We start from the raw sequence: 18,804 nt of genomic DNA, 5'->3' as shown, positions 1-18,804 counted from the left end.
AAAATGTATCGCCCTCTATTTTTTGCATTATGCCTGATAAAAAAAAACATGTAAATAAATTATATCGACATGTTTTTTTGTAAGCTTTTTCTGCTAACAGCACAAAATCAGTTAGAAGTTTTGTTTTCCAGCAATCGCATGACTTGATCGGTTTTATTTAAGAAATCCATCACTTCATTTAAATGCCCACCAAAATCATCCAAAGCATGGGTTCCACCTTGCACAACCACCTCACGCGCCCCCTTAAAATGTGAACGCATTTGCACAGGATCGAGCACTTCATCGCCCAATGCAACCAGCAACAAATAACGCTGTAGGTCTGTGAGTTGGTCGATGTGGTAATGGTGCAACTCAGCCAAATAATGCACCGCATCATCGTGCTCAATCTGATCCACGTTGTAGCGTGCTTGGAGGTGTTCTTCTTTTAATTCATTCCAAGGTGTGATCGCTGGGTTAATCACCGCACAACGCAGATGGTGTTTTTCAGCCAGATACATGCCATAAAAACCACCCAATGATGAGCCACACAGGGCATCAATTTGATGTTGCTCAATGAGCTGCTCACACAGGCGAATTGAGGCTTTGGGCGATACGGGCAGTTGGGGAACGATGGGAGGAGGTAAGCCGTGCATGCTGCAATATTGAATCACAGCCACGGCTTTGACAGACTCAGGAGAGGAACGAAAACCGTGTAGGTATAATAATTTCATCACACTCTCCTGATGCGCATATGCATCATTATTTTTGACCAATAATAATATCTTGATAAGACAAAAACCAAGGCCTATTACACCAATTGCCGTGATAAGTCGCTCGTATGTTCAGGGCATTACGTTGGTACAAATTTCGAATGTAATTCTCATCATATGAGAGCGAGGCTTCAGGGGCTTGTGCATCCGTGCTGTAGCAGACATCATTGACTTTGAATTGATAGGGTTGGCTTGACGCATTTTAATTAATCAATTCAACCGACTCATTATTGAGTAAAAAGTATGTAATAAAGCAAACACCGCCTTTTTTCAGCACCCGACTGATTTCACTTAAATAGTGCTCAAGGTCTTCAGGCAACATGTGCGTAAAAACGGACGTCAAAAAAACAAAGTCGAAAGACTCACCCTCAAATGGAAACACGTAGTCCTTCGCCAAAATAGTCCCATTTGGATTATAGAAACGATTGAAAATATTACTGTGTTGAAATGCAAAATTGTTATAGGTCGGTGTGATCTTGGTTTGACACCATTCAATACTCGGCTCGATAATATCAATGCCAAAATACCGCCCTAAGGTTAAATAATCACTCAACGGCATCGCCATTCGACCCGCACCACAGCCCACATCCAAAACTGTTGCAGACGGTTGCAATCGACCCAACTCAATGAAATAGCGCTTGAATTCTTGACCAGTTGCGTTGAAGTCACCATTCCCAACCTTATTCGACAAGTCAATCGGCGGAGTGGTTAATTCTTTCTCTGTTTCCATTTTTCTCTCCTGAGCAAACGCATCTACTTCAAATTGTCCAATATTTTTTGATGCACCCCACCAAAACCACCATTACTCATGACCAAAATATGGTCACTGGGTTGCGCAGCGGCTTTCACGGCCTCAACCAAGGCATTTAAATCATTGAACGCCCGCGCCTTGTCGCCCAAAGGTGACAATGATTCAGCCAAATCCCAGCCGAGCGCATCTTTGCCATCGCCACTCGCACCATAACCAAAAATCAAATCAGCTTGCTGCAATGAATCTGGCAACTGCGCCTTCATCACACCCAGTTTCATGGTGTTTGATCGCGGTTCTAGCACCGCCAAAATCCGCGATGCCCCCACACGTTTGCGCAAACCTGCCACAGTCAAAGCAATCGCCGTGGGGTGGTGGGCAAAATCATCGTACACCGTAATCCCATTGACCACACCCTTGACTTCCATGCGTCGTTTGACCATTTCAAAACGTGAAAAAGCGTCGATCGCATGCTTCGGCTCCACACCCACATGGCGTGCCGCCGCAATGGCAGCGAGTGCATTCAAGCGATTGTGCTCACCAGTGACATTCCATTGCACACGACCTTGCAATTCGCCTTTGAGCAGCACATCAAAACTGTCATCTGCACCTACATGGGCGATTTGCCAATCGGCCGCCACAGAGTCATCGGCAAAGCGCGCGACAGGGGTCCACACGCCTTTGGCCAAAGTCTCATCCAATGAGGGCGCATGCGCATTCGAGACAATCAAACCGTTCTCAGGAATGGTGCGCACAAGGTGATGAAATTGTGTTTGAATGGCAGCGAGATCGGCGAAAATGTCGGCATGGTCAAATTCAAGGTTATTCAAAATCGCTGTACGCGGACGGTAATGCACAAACTTACTGCGTTTATCAAAAAACGCCGTGTCGTATTCATCCGCCTCAATCACAAAAAATGGATCATCGGTTAAACGCGCCGAAATACCAAAATTATTCGGCACGCCACCAATCAAAAACCCTGGATTCAGACCCGCATCTTGTAAAATCCACGCCAACATCGACGACGTGGTGGTTTTGCCATGCGTACCCGCCACAGCCAGCACCCACTTGTCCTTCAGCACTGTTTCACCCAACCATTGCGGCCCCGAAATGTAAGGCAAACCTTTGTTCAAAATCGCCTCCATCAACGGATTACCGCGCGACACCACATTGCCAATCACATACACATCTGGATTCAAATCCGTTTGCGATGCATCAAAACCGCTGATCAGCTCAATGCCCTGTGCTTCCAACTGCGTGCTCATCGGCGGATACACATTGGCATCGCAGCCCGTGACCTTATAGCCTGCTTGTTTCGCAATCGCAGCGATACCGCCCATAAAAGTACCGCAAATACCAAGGATGTGAATGTGCATAAAAAAATCCGTTTTAAAAATCAAAGGAAGTGTGGCACCAGCCCACCTTCCTCAAAGCATCGATTAAATGTGACAAACTGTGGCAAACCCTAAAAACAGTTTGTTCACAACCATTTGATTTTGTTTCATTTTCATCAAGGTTTTTGCACCCAATTGATCGAAGTTCACCCTGACAAAAATTCCAACTTAAAGCACGGAAAAAACAGACAGTCACCTTTTCCTTACTCCTCAAGAATGCCGCATTTTAGCGCAGTTTGCCCCCATTCGACCAATGACGAATGTAATTTCGCAGCTTTGTTTGTTAGAATACCGCATGAACATGACCGACAACCAACTCCTGCGCTACGCGCGCCACATCCAGCTGAAAGAATGTGACATTCAAGGACAAGAGCGCATCTTGGCCGCCCACGCACTCATCATCGGTGCGGGCGGCTTGGGCTCACCCGCCGCATTGTACTTGGCATCCAGCGGCATCGGACACCTCACACTGGTGGACGATGACGTGGTTGAGCTGTCCAACCTGCAGCGTCAAATCATTCACACCACTGAAACCTTAGGGCATACCAAAGTTGAATCAGCGCGCCACATGTTACACGCCATCAACCCCGATGTGACCGTTCATACCCATGCACAACGTGCAGATGAAGCGCTGCTGAACCGCCTCATCCCAACCGCTCAAGTCGTACTTGATTGCTCAGATAATTTTGAAACACGTCACCTCATCAACCGCCTGTGCGTCACGCACCGTGTGCCCTTGATCTCGGGTGCCGCCATTCGATTCGACGGACAAATCAGCGTGTTCGACAAACGACACGATGATTCACCTTGTTACGCCTGCTTGTTTCCGCCCGATTCAAACTTCACCAACGAACCCTGTTCAACTCTCGGCGTATTCGCCCCCTTGGTCGGCATCATCGGCGCGATGCAAGCAGCAGAAGCCTTGAAAATTGTCGCCCACATGGGCGAACCTTTGATGGGTCAATTATTGACACTCGACGCACGCACAATGGCGTGGCACTCGATTGAATTGGAATCCAATACGGGGTGTTTGGTGTGCAGCCCCCCTTTAAATATCGACAACATCATGTCATGAGTTCACAAATTCAGCTCACCATCCACCCCACCGCAACCGAAATTATTTACGTCACCTGATCAATGATGCAAAGTTGAGTTTAGGTGCAAAATGAATTGCTTTTTAAAACAATGGGCATTGATGTTGAAACAGCAAATTGACCGATATGTTCGGCTTCCTTGGACTGGAATGTTCGTCATCCGCCGCATCTTGTGGGTGCTTTAGGCGCTGCATTTGACACATTGTTTGACTTTAAATTGGTGCCAAAAAAAGCCTGACTTATGGATTTTTTTATTTTTCAAAGAATAAAGAGAAAAAACCACACGAACTATCTCCATCCTAAAGCAACGAAACTAAAGCAGCTAAACCTAAACTATCATGGCGAACTCATGTGATTGCGCTCGCTAAACACACTTATGCCTCCAAACAACCACCAAAAAGCACCACCGTCCACCTCACCTTTAATGTTAGAATCGCACCATCAATTTTGATAAATTGATCACGCTAGGGGTCCTGACCAAACGGTCGGGTGAGAAATACCCTACGAACCTGATCTGGATAATGCCAGCGAAGGGAAGCGTCGATGCAATGAATGGATTCTGTGCAGTTCTCCCTGCCCCTTTCATTAATGTCACCTCTCCTTTGCTGGGCATTATTTTTACCCAACAAAGGACACCATGAACGCCCCCACCCCATTTACTTATGATTCTGCACGCGTGGATGATGCAGCGGTCGCACCATTGCCAAACTCTCAAAAAGTCTATGTTGTTGGCTCTCGCCCTGACATTCGTGTGCCAATGCGCAAAATCTCACAATCAGACACACCTGAATCCTTTGGTTTTGAGGCCAATCCGCCCATTTATGTCTACGACACATCGGGCGTATACACCGATCCTGATGTCCACATCGACATTCGATCGGGTTTACCCACGCCACGCGCCCCTTGGATTGCTGAACGCAACGACACTGAGCTGTTGGATGCACCGTCTTCTGATTTTGGCACGCAGCGTTTGCATGATCCAAAAACAGCTGATTTGCGTTTCAATTTGACACGAAATCCACGTCGCGCATTGGCAGGAAAGAATGTCACTCAAATGCATTACGCGCGTCAAGGTATTGTCACGCCTGAAATGGAGTTTGTGGCGATTCGTGAAAACCAGCGACGCGAGGTGTACTTGGCTGAGTTGGCGGCATCGGGCGTGAAAGGTGAAAAACTCGCCGCGCTGATGGGGCGACAACACGCTGGGCAAGCGTTTGGCGCGGTCATGCCTGCAACGATCACGCCTGAGTTTGTCCGCGAAGAAATCGCGCGTGGACGGGCGATTATTCCTGCCAACATCAACCACCCTGAAGTTGAACCGATGATCATCGGGCGCAATTTTTTGGTCAAAATCAATGCGAACATTGGCAATTCGGCGGTGACATCATCGATCGGCGAAGAGGTCGAAAAAATGACGTGGGCGATTCGTTGGGGTGCGGACAATGTGATGGATTTATCGACGGGCAAGCACATTCACGAAACGCGCGAGTGGATCATCCGCAATTCGCCCGTGCCGATTGGCACAGTACCGATCTACCAAGCCCTCGAAAAAGTGAATGGCAAAGCCGAAGATTTGACGTGGGAGATTTTCCGCGACACATTGATCGAGCAAGCCGAGCAAGGCGTGGATTACTTCACCATTCACGCAGGCATCCGTTTGGCCTACGTGCCCATGACTGCCAGCCGTTTAACAGGCATCGTGTCACGCGGCGGCTCGATCATGGCAAAATGGTGTTTGGCGCACCATCGCGAATCATTCCTGTACGAGCATTTTGAAGACATTTGTGAAATCATGAAAGCGTATGACGTGAGCTTCAGCCTCGGTGATGGTTTGCGCCCTGGTTCAATTTACGATGCAAACGATGAAGCGCAATTGGCTGAGCTCAAAACGCTGGGCGAGCTGACAAAAATCGCATGGCAACATGATGTGCAAGTGATGATTGAAGGCCCTGGTCATGTGCCCATGCAGCTCATCAAAGAGAACATGGATTTGCAACTTGAATATTGTGATGAAGCACCGTTTTATACTTTAGGCCCCCTGACCACCGACATCGCCCCTGGTTACGATCACATCACCAGCGGCATTGGTGCGGCGCAAATCGGTTGGTATGGTACGGCGATGCTGTGCTATGTCACCCCCAAGGAACACTTGGGTTTGCCGAATAAAGTTGACGTGAAAGACGGCATCATCACTTACAAAATTGCCGCCCATGCCGCAGATTTGGCCAAAGGGCATGTCGGTGCGCAAATTCGCGACAATGCTTTGAGCAAAGCACGGTTTGAATTCCGCTGGGACGACCAATTCAACATTGGCCTTGATCCCGATAAAGCGCGTGAGTTTCACGATGAAACCTTGCCCAAAGATTCGGCTAAAGTGGCGCATTTTTGCTCAATGTGCGGCCCGCATTTTTGCTCAATGAAAATCACCCAAGAAGTCCGCGATTATGCTGCGAAACAAGGCATTTCTGAAATCAGCGCTTTAAAACAAGGCATGGTTGAAAAATCAATTGAGTTTGTGAAAAAAGGCTCAGAAATTTATCAGAAAGCGTGATGATGGAGATCATTCTCAATAAAGAGCCGTATGTATTGCAAGCGGCAGGACACCAGTTAAGCGATTTGATGGACGAATTGAACTTACCTGCACAAGCGATGGCCATCGCGGTCAATCGCACCGTCATCACCAAAACCAAATGGGCTGAGTGCACATTGCAAGCCCATGATCGCGTGGACATCGTGCGCGCGATTGGTGGCGGTTAATACGTGTTTTATCGTCGGGTGGCTGCTTCAGCCACCCGACAAAAGTTCGCGCCTGTTAATGAATGCCCGCATTCAATCCACCATTCAATGACTCGCTTAACGACTCATTCAATTTTTCACTAGGGGAAAAACCATGACCCAAGATTCACTCATCATCGCAGGAAAAACCTACAGCTCTCGTTTGCTTGTTGGCAGCGGCAAATACGTTGACCTCGCACAAACCAAAGCCGCCACCGAAGCCTCTGGCGCAGACATCATCACCGTCGCCATTCGCCGCGTGAACATCGGTCAAGACCCGAATGCACCGAGTTTACTTGATGTGGTGCCACAATCACGCTACACCATCTTGCCCAACACGGCAGGCTGCTACAACGCCGATGATGCCATTTACACTTTACAGCTGGGGCGCGAATTGCTCGGCGGTCAAAATTTGGTCAAACTCGAAGTATTGGGCGATGAAAAAACATTGTTTCCAAACATGCCCGAAACATTAAAAGCCGCTGAAATTTTGGTCAAAGATGGCTTCGAGGTCATGGTGTATTGTAGTGACGATCCGATTCAAGCCAAAATGCTTGAAGACATGGGCTGTGTCGCCATCATGCCGCTCGCATCATTGATTGGTTCGGGCATGGGCATTTTGAACCCATGGAATTTATCGCTCATCATCGAACAAACCCAAGTGCCCGTCATCGTCGATGCGGGTGTGGGTACAGCTTCCGATGCGGCGATTGCAATGGAACTGGGTTGTGACGGTGTGTTGATGAACAGCGCCATCGCCCACGCACGTGACCCTGTGTTGATGGCGCAAGCCATGAAATGGGGTGTGCAAGCGGGACGTGCCGCGCATTTGGCAGGACGCATGAATAAAAAATTTGCAGGCATCGCTTCATCTCCACTGACTGGCTTGGTGGTTTAAAACATCCGTTAGTCAGCAAAGTGCAGCACCCATGCCAAGTTAAAACAAAGATCCGTCATTGCGTTGCGGGCTTGACCCGCAATCTACCCGCAATTTCTTGCATTGAGAGACGCTAAGTCAAGCGCGGCATGATGGATTGTTTAAACTTTTCTCTGCACTTTCAACATCACCAGCCCGAACTCGCAAAGTATTTCTGCAAAAACAGGTGTGCGCTTTTTCTGTATGCCGCCTTGAGCAATGCTTTCAAATATTACTTTTAACCATCACTTCTAAAAAGTTAAGGCAAGCTATGCAAGGATTGTATGCCGTCACCCCAAACTGGGATGACACCGACCTATTGTTAACCGCCACCGAAGAGGTCATCCGAGGCGGCGCACGCATGGTGCAATATCGCCATAAAGACATCGACGCTGCAATGCGTAAAATTCAAGCGAGCGCCCTACAACAACTCTGTCGAGATTACCTCGTGCCGTTCATCATCAACGACGATGTGGATTTGTGCATGGAGCTGAATGCCGATGGCATCCATGTGGGTGGCACAGACGCCCCCATTGCCGATGTTCGCCAACGCGTGGGCGCACATAAAATCGTCGGTGCATCGTGCTATGGCTCAATGGATTTGGCGCGCGCAGCAGCACGAGATGGCGCCAGTTATGTGGCTTTCGGTGGGTTTTACCCCTCCTTGGTCAAAAAATATGAGGTCAGCACATCTGCCAATATCGTTGCACAGGCAAAAACCGAATTGGATGCACCCGTGGTTGTCATTGGCGGCATGACAGTCGAGAACTGTGGTGTTTTAATTGCCCAAGGCGCAGACATGGTGGCGGCCATCAGCAGCATTTATGCACGGATTGACCGTACAAAAGCGGCTCAAGAGATGAGCGACTTATTCAAAAAATAACGTTTATTTAGCAAAAAATCCAATTGGATGGGTTCAGGTGAAAGTCACACTTGCCAGTGCCCATCTGAGAAAATAAGATCATCGCCCATGTACACCGCTGTCGACTCGATGAACACATCAATGTGAAAACGTGTGTCTTTGCGTTTGAACTGTGGCTTGTTATAACTGCCATGTTTCGCACCGAGTGACAGATGGATACCGCACATGCGTTCAAATGTGCCGATGTCGCTCACACGGCGGGTTTCGCTGAAAGCACGGTTCATGCCCAAACCCAATTCGCGAACCCACACATCACCCTCCACCTCACGGATTTTTGACAACACATCGTCAAAATGCGGCGTGCTGTTTTCCACAGCCACCACGCGCCCCGCTTCAATCACCAAAGTGATGGCCTGTTCGGGCCAATTGCAATGAAATGTGGTGTCGCCGAACACAAACACTTTAGCACGTCCATGCACAGCGGTTAAATCCTGCGCTTCGGTAAACACCTCACCAATTGGAAACTGCCCACCGACATTGTTCATGGCACGGTAATCACCAATGTTCATCTTTGCTGACTCTAAAGCCGAGTCAAAACACAGCACATCGCCGCCATGACTGACCACCCGCGCCGATGGTGCGGCATCCATTTTTACCTTTAAAGCCAGCCCTGTTCCTCGATAATAAACAGGGTCATACGCCAGTGAATCAATGTACAAACGCGCTTGCTCATCCACCATGCGCGCCAAATGCACATGTTCAATCACTTTCAAACCTTGATTGAACAGCTGCACGCGCAATCGATAAGCATCTAAACGAAAATGCGTGGATTGCACCAGCACCACCAAACTGCCTACGGGCAAGGCAGCGAAAGCATCCATCACCACCTCATTGCCAACGGTTTCGACTTGGATTAAATGCGCCTTCGGCAAAGCCAGGGCATACGCATCGGCCAGCACGCCCGCCAACGGGCACTCTGCATCAAAAACGATTAAAGCCGCTTGTTCGGGATCGTGTGCAATCGCCGTAAAAACGATGTCACGCACATGACGTGCCGTGTTGGCACGGTCAAAGTCGGTCAAGGCACAGTAGTTGGGAGCATTCATGAGGAGCGTAAAAATCGTAAAATGTCATTTTACCTTGGGAAGCATGGAAAAAGTGAAAACCTACTTTTCCCGTATTTTAACGATAAAGATCATGTGTGGCGGGTGTATGGCGCACCTTGAGGGATGAAAAACACACAAGTCAAACCTCTCAACGACATTGGGCGACTGACCTCAAGCCGCCCAAAATGCGCAGTTTAATCAAGTCATTCTTTTATAAAGCCAAACGTCCGCGTGCCGCTTTGTATTCAGCCTCCAAGTGATTGACCAATTCCGCCGTTGAAGGCGCATCATCAATCAAACCCACACCCTGTCCAACGCCCCAAATGTCTTTCCACGCTTTCGCGGCTGAATTGCCACCCGAACCAAAGTTCATCTTTGTTTTATCGGCAACGGGTAAATTGTCTGGATCAAGCCCCGCAGTGACAATGCTTTGACGCAAATAATTACCGTGCACACCCGTGAACAAATTGGTGTAAATCACATCGTTTGCTGCCGCATCGATGATGCCCTGTTTATAGGCCGCATCGGCATTGGCTTCGGTCGTGCAAATGAAACGTGTGCCCATATACGCCAAATCCGCGCCCATGGCTTGCGCACTCAATATCGCATCACCTGTGGCGATTGAGCCCGACAGCACAATCAAACCATCATAAAACTTCCGAATTTCGCCCACCAAAGCAAACGGGCTGAGCATGCCCGCGTGCCCACCCGCGCCTGCGGCCACGAGGATCAGTCCATCCACACCCGCTTCAAGTGCTTTTTTTGCATGGCGCACATTGATCACGTCATGCAACACAATGCCACCATAAGCGTGCGCCCCATCGACCAATTCTTTTGGCGGTGCTTGTAAGCTGGTGATGAACACAGGCACTTGATGTGACAAACACACTTGAATGTCTTCGGCCAAACGATTGTTGGATGGGTGCACGATTTGATTGACCGCAAATGGGGCTGGACTGCCACCAGCGGCTTTGTCCGCTGCCAATTCTGCTTTGATCCCAGTCAACCATTCATTCAATGCCCCATCACCTCGCGCATTGAGCGCTGGAAAAGAGCCAACGACACCCGCCTTACACTGCTCAACAACCAGTTTGGGATTGGATACGATGAACATTGGGGCACAAATGACTGGTAAACGCAGGTGTTGCAGTGATGCAGGTAAACTCATGGTTGTCTCCGTGATTTGGGTCTATGTGATGTGGATCTATTGTAGGCGTACGAAACAAGTAAAAACCAATTTCATGCATTTTTATTGCGAAAATCGAACGACCGTTCTTAAAATTAAACCACAATCGTCGCCATTACGCAAGATGAATCATCACACAATATCGCCATGTTCATGAAAGCCCACACAAGCGCATGCCATGCGCATGTCTTGCCCTCCTTCTAATCAAAAGCACAGCTCAAAACACAACTCGCTGACACACTCAACTTATGCAAGCAATTTACACTTAAGGTGTTCGTTCCTCTGCTTTAATCCGCACTTCATGTCGTGTTTCATGTCGTGTTTCATGCCACAATTTAGGTCTCCATTTGCCTTAGATGAGCAAACCACACACCCATCGAAACACGTCCAACCATGTATTTTCAACGTTTTTTGACACATGGCAACAGATGTTCAAACGGCTTATAATCATCACAATAAATCAATTTATTTTTAATACCTCAAAGAGAATCAAAAAAAATGGCCACGCTCATTCCCCTTGCCGAACCCCGCTCTACACACAGCCTCGCCTTATTTGAATTGGCTTTTCGACCGTTCTTTTTATTGGGTGCGGTTTTTGCTTTATTCGCTGTGTTGCCGTGGGTGCTCAATCTGCACGGCATGGCCTTTACCCCACACATTAATGCGATGTGGTGGCATGGCCATGAAATGATTTTTGGGTTTGCCTTGGCGATCATTATGGGCTTTTTGCTGACTGCAGCGCAAAACTGGACAGGCGTACCCAGTCCACGCGACGTCCCATTAATGGTTTTAGTGGGTCTGTGGTTGCTGCCTCGTTTGTTTTTACCCTTTGCCCACAGCTTACCCATTGGCATGCTCATGGCATCGGATGTACTGGCGGGCGCGGGCGTGGCTCTGGTTTTGGCACGCATGGTGCTCAAAGCCAAACAATGGCGCAATTTACCTTTTCCATTGATGGTGGGCATGTTGACCGTGCTCAATGGGTTGAGCTATTGGGCTGCACTGCATGACAACATACTGGGCGCCATGCGCATACACGATGCCGCTTTATTGTGGGTCGCTTTGGTCATGAACATGTTGGGTGGGCGGGTGATCCCATTTTTTACAGAACGTGCCAGCAGTTACACCCGACAAACCGAACCCAAATGGCTGCTTGCGGCCAGTAACTTCGCTTTGATTTTAACCTCAGTGACCATGCTTTTTGACAATGACATGGCTTTGAGGTTCTCGGCCGCCACCAGTGCATTGATTGTGTTTTACCGTTGGAACCATTGGGGTTGGCGCGCATCATTTCGTAACCCCTTGCTCTGGTCATTGCACCTGTCTTTTGCCTGTTTGCCGCTGGCTTGTGCGCTTTTGGCCATGGGTTATCCGCGTTCAGGCGCATTGCATCTATTCACCATTGGCGCCATGACAGGTTTGATCGTGTCCATGATGTCTCGTGTGTCTTTGGGGCACACAGGGCGTGAATTGAAAGTTGCTCGACCTCTGCCTTGGGCGTATGGTTTATTGTTTATTGCAGGTTTGGCCAGAGCGTTAGCAGCAAGTTGGCCTCAAGCATATTTGCCATTACTGGATTTCGCCTTAACGTGCTGGATGCTGGCACTGGGTATTTTTGTGTGTTACTACGCGGGTATTTTACTTCGCCCTCGTGTGGATGGTCGACGAGGGTGAACACATGTTTAAGCCATTGCTCGACACAAAGCCAAATTGACGCCCCCAGAATTTGTTAAAATGACGAAAAGATACACCTCAAAAGGATCGGCATGACCTCCACACGTTTCGATATCATCATCATTGGCGCAGGCCCTGCGGGCTTGAGCTTTGCCCGCAGTTTAGCCAACAGCCCTTTGCGCATGGCCATCATTGACCCAGCAAACATGAATGCTTTACGTGCACCCGCACCCGATGGCCGCGAAATTGCATTAACCCACCCATCCAAAGATTTATTGCAACAACTCGGTGCGTGGGATGCCGTGCCAACTGATCAAATTTTTTACTTGCGCTCCGCCAAAGTAGTGGATGGTGAATCGCCATTTGAACTGCATTTCAAAACCCCCAGCCATGCGAAGTTATCCGAGGACACATTGGGCTATTTGATTTCCAATCACCACATCCGCACAGCATTGTTTCAGCAAACTGAGCATCAAGGCAACCTCACATGGTTCACCGAGCACAAAGTACAAACCGTGGCTGCCAACCTTGATGAGGCACGCGTTGTGCTGTCCAACGGCGAACAATTAACAGCCCAACTGGTCGTGGCGGCAGATTCACGCTTTTCACAAACCCGTCAACAAATGGGCATCCCCGTCGACATGCACGACTTTGGTCGCACTGTCATCACATGCCGCATTGAGCACACCGCCAGCAACGACAACACCGCGTTTGAATGCTTTCACTATAGTCGCACACTGGCTATTTTGCCATTGACAGACACCTTGTCCAGTGCGGTCATCACCATTGACAGCCAACACATCAATGAGGTTTTGGATTTGGACGATACAGGTCTTGCGGCTGATTTAGAGCAACGTTTGAAAGGTCGCCTTGGCACCATCACGGTAGCAAGCCCGCGCCATCGCTATCCGTTGGTGGGTACTCACGCACGCCGTTTTTACAGCACCCGCTTTGCCCTCATTGGTGATGCCGCTGTGGGCATGCACCCCGTCACAGCGCATGGTTTCAACTTGGGTTTACAAAGCCAAGCCATACTCACCGAGTTGATTCAAAAAGCGCATGCCCAGCAAGCTGACATTGGCTCACCCAATCTTTTGCAACAGTATGACCGCCGCCACCAATTCAAGACCCGCCCGATTTATCATGGCACCAATTTTGTGGTGAAACTGTTCACCACCGAAACGCCACCCGCTAAATTGGCACGAACAGCGGTGTTGCGGATTTCCAGTGCCTTGTCACCGATCCGTAAACTCATCAGCCAGCAACTGACGGGGTGATCCCATTGGGCTCAAAACCCAAATACTCATCCGAAAAAAGCCCCCAAATTGGGGGCTTTTGCACGTGAGCCGTTGATTATGCAAAATGAGGGGGCACAGGGAATACGCTGTTCATCAATGCTTGATTTGTGGCTTGCAATTGATTGATGGCAGCAATCCCATTGTCTGTAAAATGGCTGGGCACAACGGGACTGGTGTGCGAATTGTCCACAAAGCCAGTTCGAGCCGTGAAGTTTCGATCGCCCCCTTGATTCATCACATCATTCATCACCGCAGGACTGTTGTGATAACCAGGCGCAACCAGCGTACCCAACAAGCTGTGGATGATTTCATGTGCCAAAGTTTCACCAAACAGTCGACCAAAAACCTTAACAGCAAATGCTTCCAAATCGGGATCAGATGCATTTCGTGACTTCAATTGCAATGCAATCGCTTGTGATTCAAGGTCTACTTCTGTGGTCGAGCCCGCTGGAATCACATTGTCATACGAACCTGTGTACACCTCAATCCGTTCATTCATGAATCGCGCCCCCACCCCGCCACCAACAGCGGCCATTGTTTCTCCCCGCAGACCTGCGGCTCTGCCCACAGGTGGTTCACCTTTTAAAAATGCAAAAGTAATGTGAGAAGCTGGTAAATGAGCGGGTACGCTTTCCCCTAAAGGATTGAGCGACCACACCGTGCGGACATTACTGGTCGCGAGCAGGTGATCACAAACGGTTTTGGCTGTACGCACCACATCGTCCTTGTTGGGCAGCAACTGTACATCGGTCAATGCCGCATCAAACTCAGCCGCGACTTCATTGATCACGACAAATTGAGGCACACACAATTGCAGGGTGCGACGGGTGATTTCATTGCCTGAGCTGTCCACCAACACACAATCCACACTGGTTTTCCCTGACTTCAAACCACGTACACGGGTGCGGCTGCTATTGGGTTGGTCAAATGTGACGGCACTGGGATCGGTGGCCACCCAACGCACGGCTGAACCTGCCGCCGCTTGGCGAACCTCAACTTCCAAATCAATCACCCCTGATTTGTCATTGGATGATGGGTTAAAAGCACGGTTTTCGGCGGTATTGGTGGTTGGGCTAAATGACAATGAGCCGCTTTTTTCAACGTCTTTCGCACTGGCGTTTGCCTCTGGGCGCGCCTGCACCTGCAAGGTTTCGCCTGATGGGCGATTCACCGATACGTTGGCGCCCTGTTCAGCCGCAGTCCGAGTGACATCTTTGACCTCCTCCGTGGTCATTGGTTTGGCCTGCTCACTTGAACCCGCGCCGATCAATCCACTGATGGCATTTTTAGTCAACGCTTGCGCTTGCTCATCGGTGATCAAACCATCATTTTTGGCGGTTTGGATGGTGCGCATGGTCTTATCGATGTCTTTCGCCATTTTGCCTTGAATGGCCAAATCGGCGGCTTTGCCACCAAAAAATTTAGCCGCATCAAAGGCTTCTGACAAAGCCGCCGCCGCATTTTTTTGCGTCCCTTCCAAGCCCGTCATGTCTTTGAAAATATTGGGTGTGCCCAGCAATGATAAGGCCGCAGCCAAGCCTGTTGGATCAGGTGCCGCAGCAGCCGTTTGCAGGTTGATCATGGGCGCTGGATAATCTTTTGCGGTCAAATTAGGTGGGGCTTGATAACGACTGTCCGTACTGACCGGCTGAATGGCAGGTGGTGAATCTGGAATCGGTGATTCCTCCCAACGCCAAAAACGCTGCTCTTCTTTGACTTCACATGAATTGCATGCGCCCATGACAGCCTCGGCATAAACCCCACGCGTTGGAATCGCCACACGACTGGGTTCAATGGGTGTGTTGGGCTGATAATGCTCAATCAAATCCACAGGCTCTTCAACATTTTGTTGATAGGTGGGATCAAGGTGAAAACCACGTGCAACAGGCAGCACCAATGAATTCCCCACGATGCCAATCAGTTTATTCTCCACCACCGAAGCCACAGAACGACCGCCGCTGTTTGGGGCTTCAAAACCATCAAGCAGCATATAACGGCGATCATCTCCCATGAGCCACCACAACACATGATGAAAATGTTCAATGCCCTCATTCAGATGATCCAGTAGATGACGCGCCAGTTCCTTGTCCTCCTCACGCGGATTACGCAACTCTTCGCGCGTCAAAGGGGTGTAAATCCGTGTTTTATCACTGCCCGCTAAATCATTCAATATGCGTGCATCGTTGAACAAATAACCTGATGAGTATTTGGTCCGATACGCCATCGAGCCCGACTCCACGATGACCCGAGAACCTGAGGGTAAGATTTGGAACAAAGGCATGCCCAACACACCACTGACATCATTGATTTCAATGAATTGAATGTCCTTACGCGCCAGCGGCGGCAAAGCATCCGCCAAGCGCAACGACACGTACAAAGGTCGATTATTGGCAAAGCTGCTGGTGAGCGTCGTGTCGACAGGGATCTGGATGCGGTTGTTGCTGCTGTCTACAGCAAAAAATTGCAAATGCTGAACAAAAGCTTCGGCAATCTTGGGTGCCATTTGCTCAGCAAAAATCTGATCTTTAAGCTGTTGATTTTTCAAATACTGTTTGTAAAAATCAATCGGCGAAATGAAAGGCATCAAGAAACTCAAAAAATGCCACGCATTGACTTCAAAATCATCGTTCACATCTTTGGGACGCGCCAATTGGAATCGAAGGTACAAATGCCCATCCGCATAATCCAAACTTTGATCGGCATACGTGCCCACAGGCAAATCACTGCCCACATAATTGTTTTTGATGCGTTCCAAAGCATCAAAACCATTGCGCAAACGCTGTGTACCCACCGCTCGTTTTAACGTGGTGCGCCAACGCAAAGCCTTGTCTGACGTGAACCGACTCATCAACAAGGGCACAAAAAGGCACTCCTGCACATCGGTCAAACGTTGTCGCACCAGCAAGTGGCGCAGCACCTCAAAGTACTGAATGGTGATGGCATGGCAATGGTTGTAATTGGCCACCGTTTCTGTCGTGACCGACATGCGTTCGCTCTGATGAACGGTTTGAACCACCGTCGAACGCTGACTGCGCACCGAGCTGGCGCTTTGCACCGTCCGATCACGCAGTTGATTTAAAGCACTGGCAGCCATTTGACGAGAGGCATCTTGCGAAGCCGAACTGGATGCACTGGAGTGACCACCCCCCACCCCCAGTAAAGCCCCCACAGGACCGATGATGGCACCAATGCCAATGCCACCTGCGATCGAGCCTGAAGATGAATTGGAACTGGCACGAACACTTTCATTGACCACACCGTTCACAATTTCATTCACATCGCGGTTGCGCGAAATTTCAGCCTCAATGGATTCTGATTCCGTCATGAATTCAGAACGACCCGCCGAATCGGTCCGTTGCCAATCAATCACAGCCACCTGCTTTTTCTGCCCAGGTGACAAAGGCAAGCTGTACAACAAATTACCCATTGAATAACCATCCGACACCCATTCTTGTTTGAAACGCAGCAAATGTCCGTGTGCAATGGTGCACGCTTGATACAACGTGGGTTCATCATCCCAATCAATTGGGTTGTTGCAATTGAGTTGAGTCCGACCAGGAGGACGACCCACCACTTGGCTGATGGCATGAATCAAATCGGCATGCACGGTTAAATTGGCGGCCGAAATCACTTTGGTCAACGAGAAACCATCAGGATCTCGTGCCAATGTTTTCAAAATTTGAGCATCAATTTTTTGCACAGGAATGTCATCCACCGCCATCGTTGCGGGTGAAAACAGTGCGGCTCGCGCTGTGAGCGCCTCATTTTCAAACTCTGATGACATGGTCTGCATCTGGCGATTGCCCAAAATCGCCTTAATCACACCGATGTCAATTTTTTTGGGTTCGTTCAGCACAAAGCCCTTAATTTCAGGCTGGGTGGTGCGCACTGCATACGAGTACGAAAACTCTTCCAAAGTTCGATCAGGTTTGGTGAAATCGACGCAACGACCGTGTGCAGGATCCGCACTGTACGTGCCATCGGCACGGCTCAAATCCGCACTGTCTGGATCACGTGGCACATCGCTGGTCTGATGGCAAGCACAATCCTCTTTGTCAGGCGCCTGTTCATGGGTCAGATCCACCACCAAAATCACTGATTTAGGGAACACACCGCCCTCATTAAGGTGGATGCCCACATGCTCAGGTTCATCATTCACAGACACCGCACCATAGGCCGCACCAAATGTGCCCAGAGGGTAATCGCCTGAAAAATAGCCATTGCCATCCGTTTTCACCACCAGCAACGCTCGAAAATCCGCCGCTACTGGATTTTGATTATCAGCCACCCAAATGACCACCTGCCGGTTCGCCACTTGCCGCACACCCGCCTCATCAATCACCCGACCTTTCAGACGAGCGGGGCGTCCAAAATTGGGGTCATTGCTGTGCTCAATCTGAACAACCTCTTTTGCCTTGACCCTCAACTCAATACCTTCAACCAGTTTTTCAGCCGCTATTTTTTCTTGCAACAAGCGCTCGCCATCAGGCGAAAACACTTGGAATGTCACAGGGTCTTTCAATTCCGCACGAGGAGGCAACGTCATGGTGCAGGCTCCCGAAGCATCGACAACCACACTCATTTGCTCAGGTGAATCCAACATCGCCTCTTGACCCACAACAAATAAAAAGTGAATATAAGAAGCCAACACGCGATACCCCGTGTACTGCCCTTGGCTATCCACCAGTTGAACCTTGAAGATGAGCTGATTCGATGGCGCCACATCGTCATGCGCCTCAGCCAAAACCAGTCGGTCGCGCAACTGCGCCGCCAGTCGATCTGAAATCCCCGAAATGGCAGACAACTCCGCCACCGTTCGAAAACCCCCAACCGTGTTGCGGTAGGTCACGATGCGGTTGGCCAAACCCTCACCGACGCCCGGCAATTTCTGCAAAGCCTCAATGCTTGCAGTGTTTAAATTGATTTTTTCATTCATGATGCACTCCTCACGTTATGCGTACACTCATTACAAAAACAACAACAGGTCAACACTTTTACCTCA

Annotated in this window: 13 protein-coding genes and 1 riboswitch; of the genes, 7 read left to right on the top strand and 6 right to left on the bottom strand. The window is 49.4% G+C overall.

Going from position 1 to position 18,804, the window contains the following annotated elements; genetic code table 11:
• Positions 1-107: 107 nt before the first annotated feature.
• The 3 genes from DTO96_RS05300 to mpl form a co-directional block, all read right to left on the bottom strand.
• On the bottom strand, positions 108-710 hold the full coding sequence (locus tag DTO96_RS05300) for a YqiA/YcfP family alpha/beta fold hydrolase (protein WP_114562542.1): 603 nt from the start codon (positions 708-710) through the stop codon (positions 108-110).
• Positions 711-951: 241 nt separating this feature from the next.
• Positions 952-1,479: a class I SAM-dependent methyltransferase gene (locus DTO96_RS05295; protein ID WP_225972568.1), complete on the bottom strand. Its 528-nt coding sequence runs from the start codon at positions 1,477-1,479 to the stop codon at positions 952-954.
• A 23-nt stretch (positions 1,480-1,502) separates the two neighbouring features.
• The gene (mpl, locus tag DTO96_RS05290; protein WP_114562541.1) at positions 1,503-2,873 is read right to left on the bottom strand and encodes a UDP-N-acetylmuramate:L-alanyl-gamma-D-glutamyl-meso-diaminopimelate ligase; all 1,371 of its coding nucleotides are present in this window, start codon (positions 2,871-2,873) and stop codon (positions 1,503-1,505) included.
• A gap of 319 nt (positions 2,874-3,192) precedes the next feature.
• Between mpl and DTO96_RS05285 the strand changes: the two genes are divergently transcribed.
• The 5 genes from DTO96_RS05285 (at position 3,193) to thiE (ending at position 8,559) form a co-directional block, all read left to right on the top strand.
• On the top strand, positions 3,193-3,966 hold the full coding sequence (locus DTO96_RS05285; protein WP_114563932.1) for a HesA/MoeB/ThiF family protein: 774 nt from the start codon (positions 3,193-3,195) through the stop codon (positions 3,964-3,966).
• A 475-nt stretch (positions 3,967-4,441) separates the two neighbouring features.
• Positions 4,442-4,538, top strand: a riboswitch (TPP riboswitch).
• An 84-nt stretch (positions 4,539-4,622) separates the two neighbouring features.
• Positions 4,623-6,536, top strand: coding sequence for a phosphomethylpyrimidine synthase ThiC (thiC, locus tag DTO96_RS05280; protein ID WP_114562540.1), 1,914 nt, complete (start codon positions 4,623-4,625; stop codon positions 6,534-6,536).
• A complete protein-coding gene (gene thiS, locus DTO96_RS05275) occupies positions 6,536-6,742 on the top strand; it encodes a sulfur carrier protein ThiS (RefSeq protein WP_114562539.1) in 207 nt (68 codons plus the stop codon). Before thiC ends, thiS begins: the two co-directional genes overlap by 1 nt.
• A gap of 133 nt (positions 6,743-6,875) precedes the next feature.
• Complete coding sequence (locus DTO96_RS05270) at positions 6,876-7,658, top strand: thiazole synthase (RefSeq protein ID WP_114562538.1); 783 nt, start codon at positions 6,876-6,878, stop codon at positions 7,656-7,658.
• A 289-nt stretch (positions 7,659-7,947) separates the two neighbouring features.
• Entirely contained in the window at positions 7,948-8,559 is a 612-nt protein-coding gene (gene thiE, locus DTO96_RS05265) for a thiamine phosphate synthase (protein WP_114562537.1), read from the top strand.
• A 44-nt stretch (positions 8,560-8,603) separates the two neighbouring features.
• On the opposite strand, the gene DTO96_RS05260 is transcribed toward thiE, so the two are convergent.
• Both DTO96_RS05260 and DTO96_RS05255 read right to left on the bottom strand, forming a co-directional pair.
• A complete protein-coding gene (locus DTO96_RS05260; RefSeq protein ID WP_114562536.1) occupies positions 8,604-9,644 on the bottom strand; it encodes a M29 family metallopeptidase in 1,041 nt (346 codons plus the stop codon).
• Between the two features lie 211 nt (positions 9,645-9,855).
• Positions 9,856-10,812: an NAD(P)H-dependent flavin oxidoreductase gene (locus DTO96_RS05255; protein WP_114562535.1), complete on the bottom strand. Its 957-nt coding sequence runs from the start codon at positions 10,810-10,812 to the stop codon at positions 9,856-9,858.
• A gap of 516 nt (positions 10,813-11,328) precedes the next feature.
• On the opposite strand from DTO96_RS05255, the gene DTO96_RS05250 reads away from it, so the two are divergent.
• Both DTO96_RS05250 and ubiM read left to right on the top strand, forming a co-directional pair.
• Positions 11,329-12,504: an NnrS family protein gene (locus DTO96_RS05250; protein ID WP_114562534.1), complete on the top strand. Its 1,176-nt coding sequence runs from the start codon at positions 11,329-11,331 to the stop codon at positions 12,502-12,504.
• Between the two features lie 92 nt (positions 12,505-12,596).
• Positions 12,597-13,781: a 5-demethoxyubiquinol-8 5-hydroxylase UbiM gene (gene ubiM, locus DTO96_RS05245; protein ID WP_114562533.1), complete on the top strand. Its 1,185-nt coding sequence runs from the start codon at positions 12,597-12,599 to the stop codon at positions 13,779-13,781.
• A gap of 76 nt (positions 13,782-13,857) precedes the next feature.
• Here ubiM and DTO96_RS05240 read toward each other — a convergent pair whose 3' ends face one another.
• Entirely contained in the window at positions 13,858-18,738 is a 4,881-nt protein-coding gene (locus tag DTO96_RS05240) for a ComEA family DNA-binding protein (protein WP_114562532.1), read from the bottom strand.
• Positions 18,739-18,804 lie beyond the last annotated feature (66 nt).

This window comes from Ephemeroptericola cinctiostellae (assembly GCF_003339525.1).
Classification (GTDB): Bacteria; Pseudomonadota; Gammaproteobacteria; order Burkholderiales; family Burkholderiaceae; genus Hydromonas; species Hydromonas cinctiostellae.
The sequence above is the reverse complement of the archived record's forward strand: the minus strand, read 5'-3'. Positions and strand labels throughout refer to the sequence as shown.